This is a genomic window from Algivirga pacifica (assembly GCF_039543525.1).
Lineage (GTDB): Bacteria > Bacteroidota > Bacteroidia > Cytophagales > Flammeovirgaceae > Algivirga > Algivirga pacifica.
The window spans coordinates 45,030-61,087 of the sequence record NZ_BAABJX010000022.1; the positions used below are offsets into that span (position 1 = coordinate 45,030).

Annotated in this window: 17 protein-coding genes; 9 read left to right on the forward strand and 8 right to left on the reverse strand. The window is 39.4% G+C overall.

What is annotated here, in order from left to right:
• Positions 1-89: 89 nt before the first annotated feature.
• Positions 90-1,394 carry a ribosome biogenesis GTPase Der gene (der, locus tag ABD985_RS07120; RefSeq protein ID WP_345370428.1) on the forward strand — a complete coding sequence of 435 codons (1,305 nt, stop codon included), beginning with the start codon at positions 90-92 and terminating at the stop codon, positions 1,392-1,394.
• A gap of 41 nt (positions 1,395-1,435) precedes the next feature.
• Here the strand turns inward: der and ABD985_RS07125 are convergent, their stop codons facing one another.
• Positions 1,436-2,383 carry a FecR family protein gene (locus tag ABD985_RS07125; RefSeq protein ID WP_345370430.1) on the reverse strand — a complete coding sequence of 316 codons (948 nt, stop codon included), beginning with the start codon at positions 2,381-2,383 and terminating at the stop codon, positions 1,436-1,438.
• An 18-nt stretch (positions 2,384-2,401) separates the two neighbouring features.
• Positions 2,402-2,932: an RNA polymerase sigma factor gene (locus ABD985_RS07130; protein ID WP_345370431.1), complete on the reverse strand. Its 531-nt coding sequence runs from the start codon at positions 2,930-2,932 to the stop codon at positions 2,402-2,404.
• A 311-nt stretch (positions 2,933-3,243) separates the two neighbouring features.
• Between ABD985_RS07130 and ABD985_RS07135 the strand changes: the two genes are divergently transcribed.
• The 3 genes from ABD985_RS07135 (at position 3,244) to obgE (ending at position 5,366) form a co-directional block, all read left to right on the forward strand.
• Positions 3,244-3,429 carry a hypothetical protein gene (locus tag ABD985_RS07135; protein ID WP_345370433.1) on the forward strand — a complete coding sequence of 62 codons (186 nt, stop codon included), beginning with the start codon at positions 3,244-3,246 and terminating at the stop codon, positions 3,427-3,429.
• A gap of 162 nt (positions 3,430-3,591) precedes the next feature.
• Positions 3,592-4,173: an adenylate kinase gene (locus tag ABD985_RS07140; RefSeq protein ID WP_345370434.1), complete on the forward strand. Its 582-nt coding sequence runs from the start codon at positions 3,592-3,594 to the stop codon at positions 4,171-4,173.
• A gap of 200 nt (positions 4,174-4,373) precedes the next feature.
• The gene (gene obgE, locus ABD985_RS07145; RefSeq protein ID WP_345370436.1) at positions 4,374-5,366 is read left to right on the forward strand and encodes a GTPase ObgE; all 993 of its coding nucleotides are present in this window, start codon (positions 4,374-4,376) and stop codon (positions 5,364-5,366) included.
• Between the two features lie 385 nt (positions 5,367-5,751).
• On the opposite strand, the gene ABD985_RS07150 is transcribed toward obgE, so the two are convergent.
• Positions 5,752-6,747 (reverse strand): glycosyltransferase family 9 protein, encoded by a 996-nt coding sequence (locus ABD985_RS07150; RefSeq protein WP_345370438.1) that lies wholly within the window; start codon positions 6,745-6,747, stop codon positions 5,752-5,754.
• A 95-nt stretch (positions 6,748-6,842) separates the two neighbouring features.
• On the opposite strand from ABD985_RS07150, the gene ABD985_RS07155 reads away from it, so the two are divergent.
• The 4 genes from ABD985_RS07155 to ABD985_RS07170 all read left to right on the forward strand — a co-directional run bounded on the left by ABD985_RS07155 (position 6,843) and on the right by ABD985_RS07170 (position 9,657).
• Entirely contained in the window at positions 6,843-7,436 is a 594-nt protein-coding gene (locus tag ABD985_RS07155; RefSeq protein WP_345370440.1) for a sigma-70 family RNA polymerase sigma factor, read from the forward strand.
• Positions 7,437-7,567: 131 nt separating this feature from the next.
• Positions 7,568-8,140, forward strand: a complete 573-nt coding sequence (gene gmk, locus ABD985_RS07160) for a guanylate kinase (protein WP_345370441.1) — start codon at positions 7,568-7,570, stop codon at positions 8,138-8,140.
• A 249-nt stretch (positions 8,141-8,389) separates the two neighbouring features.
• On the forward strand, positions 8,390-8,965 hold the full coding sequence (gene nadD / locus ABD985_RS07165; RefSeq protein ID WP_345370443.1) for a nicotinate (nicotinamide) nucleotide adenylyltransferase: 576 nt from the start codon (positions 8,390-8,392) through the stop codon (positions 8,963-8,965).
• A 17-nt stretch (positions 8,966-8,982) separates the two neighbouring features.
• On the forward strand, positions 8,983-9,657 hold the full coding sequence (locus tag ABD985_RS07170) for an ABC transporter ATP-binding protein (RefSeq protein ID WP_345370445.1): 675 nt from the start codon (positions 8,983-8,985) through the stop codon (positions 9,655-9,657).
• Positions 9,658-9,770: 113 nt separating this feature from the next.
• On the opposite strand, the gene ABD985_RS07175 is transcribed toward ABD985_RS07170, so the two are convergent.
• From ABD985_RS07175 to ABD985_RS07195, 5 genes are all read right to left on the reverse strand, one after another.
• Positions 9,771-10,307: a hypothetical protein gene (locus tag ABD985_RS07175; protein ID WP_345370446.1), complete on the reverse strand. Its 537-nt coding sequence runs from the start codon at positions 10,305-10,307 to the stop codon at positions 9,771-9,773.
• 43 nt (positions 10,308-10,350) lie between these two features.
• Positions 10,351-11,205, reverse strand: a complete 855-nt coding sequence (mreC, locus tag ABD985_RS07180; protein ID WP_345370448.1) for a rod shape-determining protein MreC — start codon at positions 11,203-11,205, stop codon at positions 10,351-10,353.
• Between the two features lie 292 nt (positions 11,206-11,497).
• Positions 11,498-12,523: a rod shape-determining protein gene (locus tag ABD985_RS07185; RefSeq protein ID WP_345370449.1), complete on the reverse strand. Its 1,026-nt coding sequence runs from the start codon at positions 12,521-12,523 to the stop codon at positions 11,498-11,500.
• Between the two features lie 60 nt (positions 12,524-12,583).
• Positions 12,584-13,216: a carboxypeptidase-like regulatory domain-containing protein gene (locus ABD985_RS07190; protein ID WP_345370450.1), complete on the reverse strand. Its 633-nt coding sequence runs from the start codon at positions 13,214-13,216 to the stop codon at positions 12,584-12,586.
• A gap of 124 nt (positions 13,217-13,340) precedes the next feature.
• Complete coding sequence (locus tag ABD985_RS07195) at positions 13,341-13,991, reverse strand: hypothetical protein (protein WP_345370451.1); 651 nt, start codon at positions 13,989-13,991, stop codon at positions 13,341-13,343.
• Positions 13,992-14,521: 530 nt separating this feature from the next.
• Here ABD985_RS07195 and atpD point away from each other — a divergent pair.
• Positions 14,522-16,024: a F0F1 ATP synthase subunit beta gene (atpD, locus tag ABD985_RS07200; RefSeq protein ID WP_345370453.1), complete on the forward strand. Its 1,503-nt coding sequence runs from the start codon at positions 14,522-14,524 to the stop codon at positions 16,022-16,024.
• Positions 16,025-16,058 lie beyond the last annotated feature (34 nt).

A 16,058-nucleotide genomic window follows, 5' to 3' on the forward strand; every position in this document is an offset into this window, starting at 1 on the left:
AAAGATTGTTGAGTCGCTATGCCCCTTCGTTCTCTTTATTTTAGAGCGAATAAGCTCACAAAAAAGGAATAGAAAAGAATAATAATAATATGGCAAATATAGTCGCAATAGTGGGACGCCCGAACGTTGGTAAATCCACACTATTCAATCGATTGGTAGAAAGGCGTGACGCGATCATGGACAATGAAAGCGGTGTCACTCGTGACCGTCACTATGGTAAAGTACAATGGACCAACAAGAGCTTTAACGTTATTGATACGGGAGGATATGTTGTCGGTTCAGAAGATACCTTTGAGACTGCTATCCGAGAGCAAGTGGCTACTTCTTTAGAGGAAGCTTCTGTAATTCTCTTTGTAGTGGACTGTATCACAGGTCTGACAGACCTGGATAAGGATTTCGCGAAAGTCCTTAGACGCACCAACAAACCTGTTTATCTGGTTGCGAATAAAGCAGATGATTCTGAGAAGTTAATGATGGCGGCAGAGTTTTATGAACTTAATATGGGAGATCCTTATCCTATTGCTGCTACCAGTGGCTCAGGGACGGGAGACCTTTTGGATGCTGTTGTTACTAACTTCCCAGTAGATGTGGAAGAAGAAGCTCCTGAGATTCCACGTATCTCAGTTATCGGAAGACCTAATGTAGGTAAATCGTCTTTGGTTAACTTACTGTTAAATGACACTCGTAGTATTGTAACTGATATTGCTGGTACGACCAGAGATGCTGTTGATGCTCACTACAGAGCTTTTGGTCATGACTTTATTCTAACCGATACCGCTGGTATTCGTAGAAAATCCCGTGTAAGGGAAGATATTGAGTTTTACTCTGTGATGCGTTCTATCAAAGCGATTGAGAATGCCGATGTGTGTGTAATGATCGTCGATGCGAGCAGAGGAATGGAAGCGCAGGATGTGAATATCATCAACTTAGCGCACAAGAATAAAAAAGGGTTGGTCATCATGGTCAATAAATGGGATCTAATAGAGAAAGAGACCAATACTGCCCGTGACTTTGAGCGAGAGATCAGAAGCAAAATTCCACACTTGAATTTCGTACCAATTATCTTCACCTCCGTATTGACGAAGCAGAGAGTAATGAAGGTGATGGAAAAAGCCGTAGAGGTATACGAAAACAAGCGTACAAAAATTCCTACTTCTAAACTTAATGAGGTAATGTTGAAGGAAATTGAGAACTTCCCTCCTCCTTCGTATAGAGGTAAGTATATTAAGATTAAATATATCACTCAATTACCAACTTATAATCCAACATTCGCTTTCTTCTGTAACTTCCCTAAACATATTAAGGAGCCTTACCGAAGATTCTTGGAGAATAAGATGAGAGAATATTTTGAATTTGAAGGTGTCACAATACAGTTGATTTTCAGATCAAAATAAATGAAGAAAGCAGAGACGTTACGATAACATCTCTGCTTTTTTTACTTCTTCAAAGAACAATCTTGTACCTCTACCGTATTTTTACCTACTAACTCAAAGCACAAATCAAGCTCTGAAAGCGCTTCTACCATAGATTGAGGCATATGGTTATAATTGAGTGTCCCTGTGAATCTCAGATCTTTCACCTTTTCGGGTAATTGTAACTCCCAATCTGTTTCCTTCTGCATATACTTACCCAAGACTTCTAAGGATATATCTTCATAATAAGGTACACCAACCTCCCAACCCAAGACTTGTGTCAGATTGGATTCATACACTTCAGAAAGTATCCCATTAGCCCTTAAATGTACAGATTGACCAGTTGTCAGTGTCGTACCTGATAACTGCTGCCCATTAAGCTCCCCCTCTATACAATCTAATCGAAAAGAGTTGTAATCAGCCCATACATGCAACTTCTTTCCTGTAAAAAGTAATGGGCCATAATAGGTATTGATATATAAAGTTACCTCATCCTTCGCTGTTTCAAACAGTGCTTGTCCCAGCAAACGTACCTCTATAATTTCATCCTTAACATGTTCCCTCCTGTATTCCAATTCGGTCTCAGGTGCTATCTTTACAGTGACATCATGTACATTCACGACTGTCTGTTGCTTGGACATACCTGTGATCTGTATAGAGTTTTGTGACCAATAAGATAAGCCTACCACAATTCCCATTAACAATACAATACCAAATAAAGACAGCAGTGACCAGTTCTTCCATACTTCTCTATTCAGAATTTCAGAGAATTCTAACTTAAGCTTATCTACAAAAGAAATATCAGGATCTGGAGGAGTCTCTATTTTCTCCAAAAGCAGAGACCAAGCCTCTCTTTCAGAGCGTTTAAAAGGTAGACGCCAACGACTAGTAACGTCGTTCAACAATTGTTTCCAACGCGATTTCCCTTGAGATTCATCATTTATAGACAGTTTTCTTTTTCGTTTGATCATTTGGTCCGTTAAAGGTGATTATATCTTATATGCAATTGTACTTCTAAGGATATCCAAGGCCTTCTTCATACGTTTCTCCACGGCTTTTACGCTCACCTGAAGTCGATCGGCTATTTCATTGTAAGTTAATCCCTCAATACGATTCATTAAAAAGACTTCCCTACTTTTTTCTGGAATGTCCGAAATCGCCTTTTGTAATTGCATATCAAACTCCTTAAGCTCCATCTCGTATTCAGGAGACTCTATCGTTTCTTCTTTCCGGTTTACAGGGTTAATCGCAAAATTAAATGCCACCGTACCTCTCTTCAGATAATTAATCGACAAATTATTCGCGATGGTATACAGATACGTTTTAACTGTATCGGTTTTCACCTCTTGCCTTTTCTCCCAAACCTTCAGAAAAACTTCCTGGGCCAAATCCTCTGCCACTTGAGCGTCTCCTACCTTATAGTACACGAAGTTTCGGATACTTGCATAATACTGATCAAACAGCGATTTAAACGTATTCACGTCTAATCCCTCTCTATTTAGTGTTTCTGTAGCTGCCAAAAGAAATAAATTTTGTTGTTAGTTATGTTACTATTTTTGCTGGAGTCGATGATTAACCTCTCCAGGCTAATTTTTCACACTTCAAATATTCACAATAAATATGACTAAAGTACACTGTGTTAAGATTGATTTAGTTATTGGATGTCAACACTTGCAAAAGTAAGACCATTTCTCCCCCTATCACAGGTAGGGGAAACCATCGTATATCTGTATATACGTAAGAGAGTCTCTCTCATTTTTTTAGCACTAGCATAGGACCAATTAGCGGATACATCATGAAGGCTGATAAAGAAAAAAACACGGGTAGTGATATGAAGAACAATACACTTACAAACAGCCATGTGCTTTTTGAAGAATCCATTGAGGTCAGTTTTTTATCAAGGATTGAAGAAGTGATAGATACCTGGAGCATCTCAGGGTATATGTCTACAGAAGAGGCTTGGGAGAAACTGGAAAAATCACTTTTTGAAAAAAAGAGCAATCGAGATTTACTTTAAATAGGCATTTGGGAGAATCATGTTTCGTATATTCCGATTCAATGATTTTGTATTAAAAAATTAATGTCTTTAATTTGAGCTCTTTAAGTTTGTTTGTCCATTCTTTTTGAGGTATTGGACAACAATCCAATAACTTTATTTGTAATAATATTCCTTATATACATGCTTAATCTTGTTTTATTTGGCCCTCCAGGAGCAGGTAAGGGTACTCAAAGTGCCAAAATCAAAGAAAAATACAACCTGATTCACTTGTCTACAGGTGATTTGCTTCGATCTGAAATTGCCGCAGGTACGGCGTTAGGTTTAAAAGCAAAAGAATTGATGGACCAAGGGCAACTTGTTCCTGATGAGGTAGTCATTGGAATGATTGACTCTAAACTGAAAGAGCATGCAGATGCCAGTGGTTTTATCTTTGATGGTTTCCCTAGAACCATTGCACAAGCTGAGGCATTGGATAACCTTTTGGAGCAAAACGGTACGAGTATTTCTGGTATGGTAGCTTTGGAGGTAGGAGAAGAAGAGCTAACGGCTAGAATCTTGGAAAGAGGTAAAACCTCCAACCGTGCAGATGACCAGAACGAAGAGCTTATCCGCAACCGCGTTAAAGAATACAATGCAAAGACAGCTCCTGTAGCTAACTATTATCAAGAACAAGGCAAGTTCAAGTCTGTGAATGGTGTAGGAAGTATTGAGGAAATCTTCGATAGTCTTTGCTCTGCAATAGAAGCACTAAAAGTTGCTTAAGGTGACTTAAACAACTTAAGAGCATCATTATAATTAGGGTATTGAGCTAATCAATACCCTTTTTTAGCGAATGATCTTTAATCAGTATCTGTTATAACCATTAGGTTCATACAACTAAAATTACAGTATATAGAGGGTGTCTCAAAAGTCGACAAACATTGTTTACTTCTGCGACAACCTCCTTTCAATCCGGAAAAATAATGGCTTCATCCAATTTTATTGATTACGTAAAGATTTTCTGCCGCTCTGGAAAAGGAGGCGACGGCTCTGTTCATTTTCGTAGAGAAAAGTTTGTTCCCAAAGGAGGACCTGACGGAGGAGACGGAGGACGTGGTGGCCATATCATCGTTAGAGCCGATGAGAGTATTTGGACACTTTTACACCTTCGCTACACCAAGCACATGCATGCTGACAATGGACAGAATGGTGCGGGACACGGAAGTAGCGGTGCACAAGGGGAAGACATGATTATCAAAGTACCCATGGGAACAGTTGTAAAAGATGCCGAAACCGGAAAAGTCTTGTTTGAAGTAACAGAACACGGAGAAGAGCGTATATTAATGACCGGAGGAAAAGGTGGTCTTGGCAATGCAAACTTCAAAAGTGCTACCAATCAAGCCCCTCAATATGCCCAACCTGGACAAGAGTGTAAGGAAGGATGGGTTATTCTTGAGCTAAAGGTATTGGCTGATGTAGGACTTGTAGGCTTCCCTAACGCAGGTAAATCTACTCTACTATCTGTCATCTCAGAAGCCACTCCAAAAATCGCAGACTATCCATTTACGACCATGACTCCTAATCTTGGAGTTGTTGCCTACAGAGGTGAAAAATCATTTGTAGTCGCAGATATCCCTGGGATTATAGAGGGTGCCTCAGAAGGAAAAGGTCTTGGGGTTCGTTTCCTAAGACATATTGAGCGAAATGCGGTACTACTATTTATGGTGCCTTCAGATGCTGACCATATTGGCAAAGAATATGAGATCTTACTCAACGAAGTAAAACAGTATAATCCTGAACTTCTAGACAAGAATAGAGTATTGGCAATTACTAAGTCAGACCTTGTTGATGAAGAACTAGAGGAGATGCTTATGGAAACACTACCCAAAGATGTTCCCCATGTATTTATTTCCTCAGCCACTCAGAAGGGAATTACTACACTGAAAGATGTTCTTTGGCAAGCAATTGGCCGATAAGAAGGTAAAATTAAAACATGAATCATCCCATGTTAACAGATGACTTAGTTTCCTGAGAATTCATCACTTTACAGCTATATCACAAGCCCTTTATGAGCTTCTTCATTTTTTCCTTGATGAAAAAACGAAGCAAAAAAATCAAGGCTTTGAAGAATTTGCCTAATTTTTAATCCCAAAAGCTAAAAATTCCAAACTCGCTACGCTCAAACAATGGAATTTTCTTAACGCTTTTACGATTAAAAATTTTAACGGCAATTCTTCAAGGCCGTTTTTAAATATATAAAGGCACTTTTAAACAAAAAAACATGAATCATTCCTTAAATGTTAATATGGGATGATTCATGTTTCTCTTTAATTCGGGCGACCACAAGGGGCGCCCTTACTGCTACTCTTCCAGCATCCCTTTTTTTCTTGCATACTCTAGAAGTACCTCTTCCACAGCAGCAATCTCTATCTGTTTTATACAGGTACACCCTTTCTTTTTTGTACAGTCTATACATTCCGTCTCCCCTGAAGATAGTATGTTTACAGAAGTATTGTTCGGAGGAGCAAACTGTCTTGATTCCACAGGAGGGGTCATCATCACCGTTTCTATGCCTGCAGCCACCGACAAATGTGTATACACCTGATTAAAGGATAAGAAAATATCTCCTCGATTCACTAGTTTCAAAATTTCTTCCTCCTCTTCCAATCCTGTTTTATCCTTGACGCTTGGTAAACGGAACAGTTCCGGTGTATACTGTTTTAGTAGTTGTCCCTCTTTCTCTGTCCCTACTACCACAAAATTAAAGATATGCTTAGGCAAGCGCTCAATCAGTTCGAAATAATTGACGACTGGCCAAATACGTTCTGCTCCTTCTTTATAAGGGTACATCACCACATTAATCAATGATTTCTTGATTACCCCTCTATATACCATAGGAGGTGTTTGTGGAAGTGTAATTTTTGGGAACTCTTGATCACCTACTTCTTCTTGCTCTATTTCTAACCCTACACTTACCAACGCCTCAGCTCTTGCTGTGACTCCTTTCACCCCTTCCGGCAGTACAACTGTCTGATTGTAATAACGCTTTTCTAATAAAGACCCTTTCTCGGCTATCCTTAGTGCAATCCCCGCTTTTTTAGCTGCTTTAGCTACCATTTTATCCTTGTGCAAGAATAGAATGGCATCAGCTTGTATGTTTTCTATACTTTTCCCTACATTTCTTACATCCATTACCCCTTCAATTTCAGGGAAGTAGTCTAATAGAAACTTTCCTCCTAAAGGGACTACAAAATAGAGCTTGCAGTCCGGCCACTGCCGTTTTATATCCCTTACCACCCCCATGGATAATAAGGCACTTATAACATTATCTGTCCTACTGATAACGATTGTTTGCATATCTTTTGAACGATTAGTACTCATATAGTGCAAAAATACTTTATTTATCTGTCAGGGTTTTGTATATTGATATAAACTCAAAAGGTTCCAACCCTATGGAAAATGACCACAAAAAACCCGCTTACTCGGATCGCAAAAAAGTGCAGATCTTTGAGCAAGAGTTTGTACCACATATAGATTCCATGTACAATTTTGCTTATAAGCTTACATTGGATGAGGAAGATGCTAAAGATCTGGTACAAGACACTTATATGAAAGCATTCCGATTCATTAATTCTTTTGAAGAAGGAACTAATGCCAAAGCATGGCTATTCCGAATTCTTAAGAACAGTTTTATTAATGATTATCGCAAAAAAAGTAAACAACCCTCTAAAATTGATTATCAAGAAGTAGAAAGTGTTTATAATTCTGAGGATGTCGACTTAAATATCACCACAGACCTCAGGACAGAAACCATGAGTAACCGTATTGGAGACGAAGTCACCAATGCTTTAAACTCATTAGCCGTCGACTTTCGTATTGTCATTATCTTATGCGACTTAGAAGGATTTACCTATGAGGAGATGTCCAAGATCTTGGATATTCCAATTGGTACGGTAAGAAGTAGGCTACACCGAGCCAGAAATCTACTAAAGGAAAAGCTGGTCAATTATGCCAAAAAAATGGGATATAACGCCAATAGCATTTGATTAAACCAAAAAAGTAGTACTTTTGCCCACCAAAGCACAAATTTATTGTTTTAAAAATAAGGAGCTCATGTAAATGAGCCTTATTTTTTTATACGGAAAAATAACGTAAACCTTCTGTGATTCTACATTAAATGGCTTCATCAGGCAAAATTTTTATTTTCTCCGCCCCTTCCGGATCCGGAAAAACCACCATCGTCAAACACCTCCTGAAATGTGAAGAGTGTCTTACCTTTTCCATCTCAGCCACCACTCGTGCGCCAAGAGGAAAAGAACAACACGGCAAAGACTACTACTTTTTGAGCCTTGAGGATTTTAGAAAAAAAATCAAGGATGATGCCTTCGTCGAATACGAAGAAGTATACGAGGGCGTATACTACGGCACTTTAAAATCAGAAGTGGAACGTATATGGGCTAGCGGTAAGCATGTTGTCATGGATGTAGATGTGATCGGGGGCATTAATCTTAAAAAATACTTTGGAAACGACGCTATGGCTATTTTCATACAGCCACCTAGTGTGGAGGAACTGGAAAGACGATTGCGTTCGAGAGCTACAGACCCTGAAGAAAGTATTCGAGAGCGAGTTGATAAGGCCGCAGACGAGTTAAAATATGCGACTTCTTTTGATGTCACTCTTATCAATGACGATCTGCAGGAAGCATTTGAAAAAGCAGAAGAACTTGTACACAGTAAGATTAAAGAGTAGACTATCTCATAAACCGACAGGTTTAATTTTATTGATAATAGAAAAAGGAGAAAGGTTGAAGGAATATGCAGCCTTTCTCCTTTCTCCTTTCTCCTTTCTCCTTTCTCCTTTAACCCCTGAACGCCCCTCTCTACATCCTTATTACTTTATTATAAGTTATCAGACCTTCCCTTTTTTTTTTCACTCCATAGAATCTCTATTTTTGTACCTTTCTAGAGGTAAAATAAAAAATACTGAATAGTACAATATATGAGAGTAGGTCTATTTTTTGGTTCCTTTAATCCTATCCACATTGGACACCTGATTATTGCCAATACGGTAGCTGAAAGTGATATTGTGGACGAAGTCTGGTTTGTAATCTCTCCACAGAACCCTTTCAAAAAAAAGAAAACTCTTCTTCATGAGTTTGATCGTTACGATATGGTAAAACTGGCCATTGATGACAACCCCCATTTGAGGGCTTCTGACATTGAATTTAACCTTCCCAAACCAAGCTATACAATAGATACATTAACCTATTTATCGGAGAAGTATCCTAAACATCAGTTCAAGATCATTTTAGGTGAAGATAACTTGACAAACTTCCACAAGTGGAAAAACTACGAACAGATTCTATCCTATTATGGACTAATTGTCTATCCTAGACCATTCGTAGATCCTTCCCCAATTCTCCAAGAGCCCAATGTGACTATGATTGAAGCTCCTAAAATTGATATTTCTGCCACATTTATTAGAAATGCCATACAAGAAGGACGTACCATACGTTACCTATTGCCTGACTCAGTGATTGAGTTAATTCAGAGAAAGAAATTTTACCAAGACTAAACTACATACAACAGTCTATGAAGGCCATGATCGTAGAAAACCTCTCTAAGGGGTTTAATTTGGGTAAGTCCAATGAATTTTACGCCCTTAAAAATATTTCTATTTCTATCGACAAAGGGGAATGTGTATTATTGAAAGGGCCTTCGGGATCTGGTAAAACTACCCTACTTACCTTACTTAGTTGCCTCTCGAAGCCAACTTCTGGCTCTTATACTTGTATGGATGTTCAGGTTTCTAAATGGTCTGAGAAGTTTTTAACCCGATTTCGGAAAGAGCATATTGGTGTTATTTTCCAGCACTTCAATCTTATTACTGGATTTTCAACCGCTTACAATATAGCCCTACCCTTAATTCCTTTAGGGCTATCGACTAAAGCATTGGATGAAAAAGTAAAAGAAGCTGCCGAAAAAGTAAATATTGCGCATAAGTTAGATACTCATGTAGATCGGCTCTCAGGAGGAGAACTACAGCGTGTGGCTATCGCCAGGGCATTAATCAGCGCCCCTGAAATCTTATTTGCCGATGAACCTACGGCTCATTTGGACAGTAAAAATGCCCAAGAGGTTTTATCTATTTTTGAACAATTGAAAGAAGAAGGCAAGACCATCCTTATTACGACGCATGATCCTCTTGTAGAAGAACACGGAATTATTGACCGCACCATCCTAATGAAAGATGGTGTAATTGTTTAGTGGCACTTCTAAAGCTGTTATAAATAAAAGAGAAAGGATGAAGGATTATAAACCTTATTAAAAGGTATTTATCCTTCATCCTTTCTCCTTCAATATCACAAGTAATATTATCCTTAAGAAGATCTGAAACGAGTTTTTCTTGCTCCACCAAAAATATATTGTACACTGACAATCACTGTCACTGTAAATGTAGCACTAGCTACTCCTCTTAATAAAGCCGATAAGAATAATCTGGTATTGAAATACTCCAAGGCAAACAAGCCTACATGATGCACCGATACCAGAATAAAGGCATAAAGTGCAAACCATTGAAAACCTCTAGAACTCACACTAGGGAGTGTAGTCAAATCATCTGCTTGCTCTTCCTTACTCATTAGTTTCAAGATATAGATACGTGCAAAAGCCATTAAAACACAAGCTGCTGCGTGCATACCTAAAGTATCATAGAAGACATCAACGATAAGTCCTAGAAAGAAACTCATAAACAAAGCCGTCATATTACGAATACCAAATGGCAAGATTAAGATCAAAGCCACATAAGGATAGAGTAGAGCATAATCAAACAGCGCAAAGTTTCTCAAAAATATCCCTTGCAATAATATCAAAACAAAAAATAGGGCAACGAGTCTCCCGATAACTGATCCTACCATAATCTATGATCTCCAATTTGTTTTATCGTATTCTATTTACTTACTACTCTTTCAAGGATACCTGTTCCAACGAATCTTTCTCATCCTTAAACAAAGGACTCACTACATACACAAAAGATAGCTTAGAAAAGTCTTCAAATAACTCTACCTCTACTTTTAGGAACGTTTCTGAGGAAAGATTCTCCACACTTTTAATCGTACCAATAAGGACTTCTGGTGGGTAAAGCGCATTATATCCAGAAACACCAACCGTATCTCCCACAGCAACATCAATATGTCTTGCTAGGTAATTCACCTGTCCTACTGCTGGGTTTTGACCATCCCAGGTTACTGTACACAAGGCATCATTCTTTGTTAGCTTTGCAGAAACCTTCAAGTTTGTATTCAGCAAAGAGTAGCAAGTCGCAAAGCTATTGGAAGTCGCTTTTACCTGTCCTACCACCCCTTGAGAAGTAATCAACCCCATCCCAGGCTTTACTCCATCTTGCTCCCCTTTATCAATGGTAATATGATTTTTTGCCTTAAGCGTACTGTTATTAATCACATTGGCTGGGATAAAGCGATAGTTACTGGTATCGTAAAGACTATCTTTTTGGAATTGAAAAGTGGTATCCAACTGCTCTTGTAATAAGGCCGATAGTTTCTCATATTCTAATAGCTGCTGACGAAGTGTTGCATTTTCTGCCAACAGCTTATCATTATCGTCCTTAAGGGTAACATAATCCTCCAAGTCAGCGGTGGTTTGCATCATACCTCCTACGGCCCTGTTCGCTGATGTAAAAAACACTGCCTTCTGATAACTATTATTGTTAATAATCAGCAGCATACAAACAACTTCCAACAGTACAAAAACCAGAAGAACCCTTAACCTATATATAAATGCAAATAGCTCCTGCATATGTTCATTTAATTGATCGCTCTTGAGATCGCTTTGACATGCTGTTCATTTCCGTCTCCACACTATCTCACAAAATAAAAAATGGCCTATATAACCATGGCCAAATATAACAAATGGTCAGGTAGGGAAAGGATATTTTCACAAAAAGTTCCAAAGTCTATCCTTTTACTCACTGACCAATTGCTTACTATAATAAAAAAGCTTTTTGTTTATCGCTTAAGATTTATCATTTACAAATCAATATATATTGATTCTTTCCAAAAGCTATACCAGAATCCTTGTAACGCTATACTTAGTATAGTAATACAGATTTATATTGTTGCAAGTTTACCAATGCTTCCGCTGTTCCTGCTAATACAGTACGTAAAGGATCATCTGCAATATGTACAGGCAACTTCGTTTTCAAAGAAATTCGCTTATCCAATCCTCTCAGTAATGCTCCTCCTCCTGTCAAGTGAATTCCTCTATCATAAATATCTGCTGATAACTCCGGAGGTGCGGCTTCCAAGGCTTTAAAAATCGCTTCTTCTACTTTGGTTAAAGATTTATCTAATGCAAAGGCTACTTCTTTATAAGATACTTCTACAATTTTAGGGACTCCTGTGATTAGATCACGTCCTTTCACCACATAGTCCTCCGGCTCATCATCTAACTCTGTAATCGCTGAACCTACACCAAACTTAATTTGCTCAGCAGTACGTTCTCCAATCAACAAGTTATGCTGACGACGCATGTAATCTAGAATATCCCTATTGAAAATATCTCCTGCGATTCTCAAAGATTCATCACAAACAATACCTGAAAGTGCTATAATCGCAATTTCTGAAGTACCTCCTCCAATATCAACGACCATAGAACCCGTAGGCTCTTGAATATCAATCCCTAGCCCTATCGCCGCAGCCACAGGTTCTGGAATCATGTAGACTTCCTTGGCGCCTGCATGTTCTGCAGAGTCTCGTACAGCTCTCTTTTCTACCTCCGTAATTCCCGAAGGTACACAGATTACCATACGGTGAGAGCTCACCATAAAACGTCCCTGAAGTTTAGATTTCTTGATAAACGTTCGAATCATCTGTTCTGCCGCATGGAAATCAGCAATCACTCCATCCCTTAATGGGCGTACTGTTTTAATGAAATGATGTGTTTTCTCATGCATTCTCATCGCCTCCTCTCCTACAGCAATCACCTTCCCGCTAGACTGGTTCAAAGCAATGATGGATGGCTCTTCTACCACCACCTTTCCTTTGTTTAAAATGAGCGTATTGGCCGTGCCAAGATCAATAGCCAAATCAGTAGTAAAAAAATCGAATAAGCCCATTGGTTTTAAAAGTATCGGTAAATATGAATACGCCTTTATTTGATATCAGGCTAATATGGTTCACTTTTTCTTTTTCCGAAGTGATTTAATCAGCTCTGCCCAGGCAAAAGGATTGAGCAAAGGATTCGACGGAGCTCCCATCAGACGATTATCTTGTACTTGATTTCGAAGTTTCATGTATTCCCGGTAATTTCCAGCTCCATCCATGGATAATGACATAACCATTCTTTCCATAGCCTCTTTGCTCAAATTTCGTTCCATGTTTTCCAATCGACTATCCTTTTCATCTCCTAACGCCATAAATGCCTCCTCAAATAGTTCCTTGGTTGGATAAGGGAAAAACTCCAGTACAGGCAACAAGGTCGTATCACTCTGTAAGTCAATCAGTATAGTTAATCCTAACTCCTCACTTCTAGGCACTACCAACTCTTGTTGTTTGTACCCTACCGCCCTAATGATCACTGTATCTCCAACGACCGTAGGTAAGGAAAAAAAGCCAACATCATTGGTCGCTACTCCTCGATTTGCATGCTTAATGTACACACTTACCCCTGGTACACCATAGTCTTCTTCACCGTCCACAACAATCCCGGAAAGCTGAAATGTTCTCTGCTCTCCTTGTGCAAAAATGTCTTGAAGTGGTGTAAAAGCGAATAAAATGATGGCTGCTAAAAGAAAAAAGTTTGTCTTCATGCGCTGTTCCCAGGTTAAGTTTATTAAAAATACGAGCTCGGTGTTACAACACGCTCATCCAAAGAGTAGTTTCTATGTAGTTACTCCTTGAACAATCCATGGGAAATATTAACAAACGCCTAATTTATTTGCCAGAGTATCCTAGCATCTCATTTTTGAAGCGTTCAAATTCCTCTTTTTTCAATTGCTGTAATAAATCACTCTTTTCTTGCACCCACTTTTCCAAGGGGTATTCTCCATTCGGGTAAAGCTCAAAATAACTCTTATATTCGACTCCGTAGGCCTCTATAGCTTCTTCATAGCTTTGATCCAAAAGTACGAAGTTCAAGCGAATATTTTGCTTCAAGCTTCTCATAAAAGAAGGCTCCTCCAGCATCATCTGTTCCATCTGCTGAAAGTAACGTTGCACTGCTTGCGCTTCTTCTTCCTGTGCTTTTCGATCCAACTCCTCCTGAGAAGGAATATTGTCCCACTCTGCTGCCGGTCCTACAATTACCACCTCTTCGTCTAAAAGTATGGCATCTCCCTCTAGCATCTGCTTCTTAAGCATGCTTTTCCACTTCTTAATCTGCTCTTTCTCATTAATGGTCATACTCACCCATGCTTTTCCCACATAGGCAGACCATAGCATAGAGTTCGTGGGATCTAGTTGCAGCTTTTCCCACAATTCCGGTTTGTTAAGAGGGTCATGTTCCCTGGCTATTCCTTGAGTGGACACTCCTAGCAGAAGTCCCAGCAATACCAATCGGAGCGAATACATGATTGTCTTATACATAATTATAATAATGTCGCTAAGTATCAATAAGTATTTACCATCCCCTTACTCATCTCAAAGATGTAAGGTTACATACTGGTCAGTATACACGCATCTCTCTTATGTAAGGATTAAGAGTATGTTGGCAAGTCATGCTACTTGTACATGCTCCAATTGTTCTCTGTCGATAAAGTGACACTTGTATAATGAAGCAACGAAAAAAAAAAACATTTCTTACAAAATCAGCTCACGCAAAAAATCCATATCCCATTAATAGTGTATAGCTTATCCAATAAGTAACGGAAAAAAACGAGAGGAATGCAAGGTTTTTATAAAGGAAAAAAGAAAAAATAGCATAGAAGTAACATCCCATCTCTCAAAGATGTAAAAAACTTTTAAGTGTAAATTATAACTTTGTTTAGATCTACTTTGGAAAATAGGGAGATATATATAGTTTTGCGTTTCGAGAGATCAACGGGATACTATTGTCTCTCAGAATATTTAAATTTTTTCTAGCGTAATAGGTTCTTGAATATATAACATATAATAGAATGTCAAATCTTGGTAAGATCGCTCAGGTTATCGGACCGGTTGTAGACGTAAGCTTTAGCGAAAGTGCTCAGCTTCCTGCGATTTACAACGCCCTTACTGTTAAAAAAGAGAACGGACAGGAGTTGGTTCTTGAAGTTCAACAGCATCTTGGAGAAGACCGCGTACGTACAGTCGCTATGGACGGTACAGAAGGTTTAAGAAGAGGCTTAGATGTAATTGATACAGGTGCACCAATCGCGATGCCTGTGGGTGACGATATCAAAGGTCGTCTTTTCAACGTAGTTGGAGAGGCTATCGATGGTATGAAGCAGCCAGAGGGTAAGCAAACGGCCCCAATTCACAGATCAGCCCCTAAATTCGACGAGTTGTCAACTTCTACAGAGGTCCTTTTCACAGGTATCAAAGTAATTGACTTGTTGGCTCCTTATACAAAAGGTGGTAAAATTGGTCTTTTCGGTGGTGCCGGTGTAGGTAAAACCGTATTGATCATGGAATTGATCAACAACATTGCAAAAGCATACTCTGGTATCTCAGTATTCGCTGGTGTAGGTGAGAGAACTCGTGAAGGTAACGACCTTCTTAGAGAGATGATCGAATCTGGCGTAATCAAATACGGTGAGGAGTTTGCAAAAGACATGGAAGAAGGTGGATGGGACCTGAGCAAAGTAGACTACGACGAGTTAGCGAAGTCTCAGGCAACACTGGTATTCGGTCAGATGAACGAGCCTCCAGGGGCACGTGCTCGTGTAGCCCTTTCTGGTCTTACTGTAGCAGAATATTTCCGTGACGGTGACGGAGAAGGAAAAGGTAACGATATCCTATTCTTCGTAGACAACATCTTCCGTTTCACGCAGGCAGGTTCTGAGGTATCAGCCCTTCTAGGTCGTATGCCTTCAGCGGTAGGTTACCAGCCAACGCTAGCAACAGAGATGGGTGCGATGCAGGAGCGTATTACTTCTACAAAAAGAGGTTCAATTACTTCCGTACAGGCCGTTTACGTACCTGCGGATGACTTGACTGACCCTGCTCCAGCGACGACTTTCTCTCACTTGGATGCAACAACCGTACTTTCACGTAAGATTGCTTCTTTGGGTATCTACCCTGCGGTAGATCCATTGGATTCAACTTCACGTATCCTTTCTGCAGATGTTCTTGGTGATGAGCACTATGGTACTGCTCAACGCGTAAAAGAAACTCTACAGCGTTATAACGAATTGCAAGATATCATCGCGATCTTGGGTATGGACGAGCTTTCTGAAGAAGATAAGCTAGTTGTACACAGAGCGCGTCGTGTTCAGCGTTTCTTGTCTCAGCCATTCCACGTAGCAGAGCAGTTTACTGGTCTTTCTGGTGTATTGGTAGACATCAAAGATACGATCAAAGGTTTCAACGAAATCCTTGATGGTAAGTATGACCACCTTCCTGAAGCAGCCTTCAACCTTGTAGGTGGCATTGAGGATGCTATCGCGAAAGGTGAGAAGATGATGGCTGAAGCTAAGTAATTTGATTCTTAGTAATGAGTAGCGAGCACATCGC

Bases quoted from the DNA above. Each gene is read 5' to 3' on its own strand.
- ABD985_RS07175 (WP_345370446.1), bottom strand. From the start codon at position 10,307: ATGGTAGGATCAGTTATCGGGAGACTCGTTGCCCTATTTTTTGTTTTG.
- ABD985_RS07190 (WP_345370450.1), bottom strand. From the start codon at position 13,216: ATGAAGACAAACTTTTTTCTTTTAGCAGCCATCATTTTATTCGCTTTT.
- ABD985_RS07150 (WP_345370438.1), bottom strand. From the start codon at position 6,747: ATGCAAACAATCGTTATCAGTAGGACAGATAATGTTATAAGTGCCTTA.
- ABD985_RS07195 (WP_345370451.1), bottom strand. From the start codon at position 13,991: ATGTATAAGACAATCATGTATTCGCTCCGATTGGTATTGCTGGGACTT.
- ABD985_RS07185 (WP_345370449.1), bottom strand. From the start codon at position 12,523: ATGGGCTTATTCGATTTTTTTACTACTGATTTGGCTATTGATCTTGGC.
- der (WP_345370428.1), top strand. From the start codon at position 90: ATGGCAAATATAGTCGCAATAGTGGGACGCCCGAACGTTGGTAAATCC.
- ABD985_RS07125 (WP_345370430.1), bottom strand. From the start codon at position 2,383: ATGATCAAACGAAAAAGAAAACTGTCTATAAATGATGAATCTCAAGGG.
- gmk (WP_345370441.1), top strand. From the start codon at position 7,568: ATGGCTTCATCAGGCAAAATTTTTATTTTCTCCGCCCCTTCCGGATCC.
- nadD (WP_345370443.1), top strand. From the start codon at position 8,390: ATGAGAGTAGGTCTATTTTTTGGTTCCTTTAATCCTATCCACATTGGA.
- ABD985_RS07135 (WP_345370433.1), top strand. From the start codon at position 3,244: ATGAAGAACAATACACTTACAAACAGCCATGTGCTTTTTGAAGAATCC.
- ABD985_RS07155 (WP_345370440.1), top strand. From the start codon at position 6,843: ATGGAAAATGACCACAAAAAACCCGCTTACTCGGATCGCAAAAAAGTG.
- mreC (WP_345370448.1), bottom strand. From the start codon at position 11,205: ATGCAGGAGCTATTTGCATTTATATATAGGTTAAGGGTTCTTCTGGTT.
- ABD985_RS07140 (WP_345370434.1), top strand. From the start codon at position 3,592: ATGCTTAATCTTGTTTTATTTGGCCCTCCAGGAGCAGGTAAGGGTACT.
- atpD (WP_345370453.1), top strand. From the start codon at position 14,522: ATGTCAAATCTTGGTAAGATCGCTCAGGTTATCGGACCGGTTGTAGAC.
- obgE (WP_345370436.1), top strand. From the start codon at position 4,374: ATGGCTTCATCCAATTTTATTGATTACGTAAAGATTTTCTGCCGCTCT.
- ABD985_RS07170 (WP_345370445.1), top strand. From the start codon at position 8,983: ATGAAGGCCATGATCGTAGAAAACCTCTCTAAGGGGTTTAATTTGGGT.